Here is a 2,718-nt window from a genome sequence, read left to right on the forward strand (position 1 = left end):
ACCGAACCCGCAGCCAACTCCCGTAACCCCTCGACAAGTTCGGCACGATCCGCACCCGCCACCACCGCACGATGCTCAAACACCACCCGCTCAGCAGCCAGCGAGAAAGCCACATCCTGCACAGCAAGGTCGGCATGGTGCTCCACGAACGTCCGCAGCTTGGCTGCCTGTTCACGGAGCGCCTGTTCGGACTTGCCGGACAACACCCAGGGAATCACCGGCAACTTGGGACGCTCGACGGGCGCCTCCTCGTCGACGACGGGCGGTGCCGCTTCAATGAGGACGTGGGCGTTGGTACCGCCGAAGCCGAAGGAGGAGACGCCCGCGCGGCGGGGGCGGCCGTCAGGCGTGGCGGGCCATTCGCGCGCCTCGGTCAGCAGCTCGACCGCACCCGCCTCCCAGTCCACATGACGGGACGGCTCGCCCACATGCAGCGTCCTGGGCAGCACACCATGACGCATCGCCTCGATCATCTTGATCACACCACCGACACCCGCCGCCGCCTGCGAATGACCGATGTTCGACTTCAGAGAGCCCAGGTAGAGCGGCCGCCCGGCGGGACGCCCCTGACCGTACGTGGCCAGCAACGCCTGCGCCTCGATCGGGTCCCCGAGAGTCGTGCCGGTGCCGTGCGCCTCGACTGCGTCCACGTCATTCGTGGTCAGACCGGCGTTGGCCAGCGCGGCGCGGATCACCCGCTCCTGCGACGGCCCATTGGGCGCCGTCAACCCATTGCTCGCACCGTCCTGGTTGACCGCGCTGCCCCGGATCAGGCCCAGCACCCGGTGCCCGTTCTTCCGCGCGTCCGACAACCGCTCGACCAGCAGCAGGCCAACACCCTCCGACCAGCCCGTGCCGTCAGCGTCCTCCGAGAAGGCGCGGCAGCGACCGTCGGCCGACAGACCCCTCAGCCGCGAGAATTCGATGAAAGCCGTCGGTGTCGACATGACGGCCGCGCCGCCCGCCAGGGCGAGGTCGCACTCGCCGTTGCGCAGCGCCGTCGCGGCCATGTGCATGGCCACGAGCGACGAGGAGCACGCCGTGTCGACGGTGACGGCCGGGCCCTCGAGACCGTAGGTGTAGGCGAGTCGGCCCGAGGCGATGGAGCCTGCGCTGCCGCTGAAGAGATACCCCTCGTTGCCCTCTGGGGGCAGGTCGGGCCGGGAGCCGTAGTCGTTGTACATCACGCCGGTGAACACGCCCGTCGCGCTGCCGCGCAGGGTGGCCGGGTCGATGCCCGCGCTCTCCAGGGTCTCCCAGGCCGTCTCCAGCAGCAGGCGCTGCTGCGGGTCGATGGCGAGGGCTTCACGCGGTGACAAGCCGAAGAACTCGCGGTCGAACAGATCGGCGTCGTGCAGGAAGCCACCCTCACGGACATAGGACGTCCCTGCACGGTCCGGATCCGGGTCGTACAGCTTCGCCATGTCCCAGCCACGGTTGGCCGGGAAGTCACTGACGGCGTCGACGCCGTTCACCACGAGGTTCCACAGGTCCTCGGGAGAGGACACCCCGCCCGGGTAACGGCACGCCATGCCCACGATCGCGATCGGCTCCTGGGCCTTTTCCTCCACCTCGCGCAACCGCCGGCGGGCGTCCCGCGCGTCGGCGATCGCCTTCTTGAGGTATTCGCGGAGTTCTTGCTCGTTGGCCACTGATCTCAGCTCCCCGTGATGTGGCTCGTACTGTGAAAGGTGATGGGTGGAGTCGTACGCCGCAGTGGTGATGTGCCGCGCGCGTGACACCGCTCCGGAGCCGACCCCCTTGTCGGCTCCGTGAGCGGTGCGTCCCCGGTCAGTCCAGGTCGTCGAGGAGCGCGAACAGTTCCTCGTCGCTCGCGCTGTCCAGATCCCCGTCGGCAGGCGCCTCGTCGAGGGCTGTCCTGCCGACCGCCTCGTCGGCGATGCCCAGCAGTTCGCGCAGTTGCCCGGCCACGCTCTCGTACGCGACGCGATGGGCGGAGGCAGCCCGAATGGCGGACTTGAGGCGGCTGAGCTCGTCGACCACCGTGTCGGCGGGCGACGCCTTCTCCACCGTGATCTGCCGGCCCAGGTATGCCGCGAGGGTGGCGGGGCTGGGGTGGTCGAAGACCAGGGTGCTCGGCAGGCGCAGTCCGGTCGCGGTGTTGAGCTGGTTGCGCAGCTCGACCGCGGTGAGCGAGTCGAAGCCCAGTTCCTGGAAGGCCCGGTCGGCCTCGATGGCGTCTGCGTCCGCGTGTCCGAGGACGGCGGCCACCCTGGCGCGTACGAGGTCGATGAGCGCCTGCGCACGCTCCTCTTCGGACAGGGTGCCGAGGCGCTGCCCCAGGGACGGACCGGTGTCCTGGCCGCCGGCCGCGCCGGCTGCGGCGGCTGTGCGCCGGCGGACCGCCGGGGCCAGGCCGCGCAGCGGCGGCGGCAGGGCGTCGCCCCCCTCGCGCAGCGCGCCGAGGTCCAGCCGGCTGACGGCGAGTACCGACTCGCCTGCGGCGGTGGCCGCGTCGAACAGCTCCATCGCATCGTCGGCGACGAGCGGTGTGAGTCCGATACGGGCCAGACGGCGCAGGTCCCTGTCGTTGAGCTCGCCGCTGATGGTGCTGGTCCGGTCCCACAGGCCCCACGCGAGGGAGACGGCGGGCAGTCCGAGGGCCGAACGGTACTGGGCCAGCGCGTCCAGATAGGTGTTGCCCGCCGCGTAGTTGGCCTGTCCCGCATTACCGATCAGACCCGCGATCGAGGAGTA

General features: G+C 70.2%; 2 protein-coding genes. Both read right to left on the reverse strand.

Annotated features, from left to right (window positions below; translation table 11 throughout):
- Positions 1-1,652 (reverse strand): type I polyketide synthase (locus tag F7R91_RS41625; protein WP_150959054.1); only part of this gene is annotated, 1,652 nt, incomplete at its 3' end.
- A gap of 139 nt (positions 1,653-1,791) precedes the next feature.
- Positions 1,792-2,718 (reverse strand): beta-ketoacyl reductase (locus F7R91_RS41630; protein WP_150959056.1); only part of this gene is annotated, 927 nt, incomplete at its 5' end.

It is taken from the genome of Streptomyces luteolifulvus, from assembly GCF_008806595.1.
Taxonomy (GTDB): Bacteria; Actinomycetota; Actinomycetes; order Streptomycetales; family Streptomycetaceae; genus Streptomyces; species Streptomyces luteolifulvus.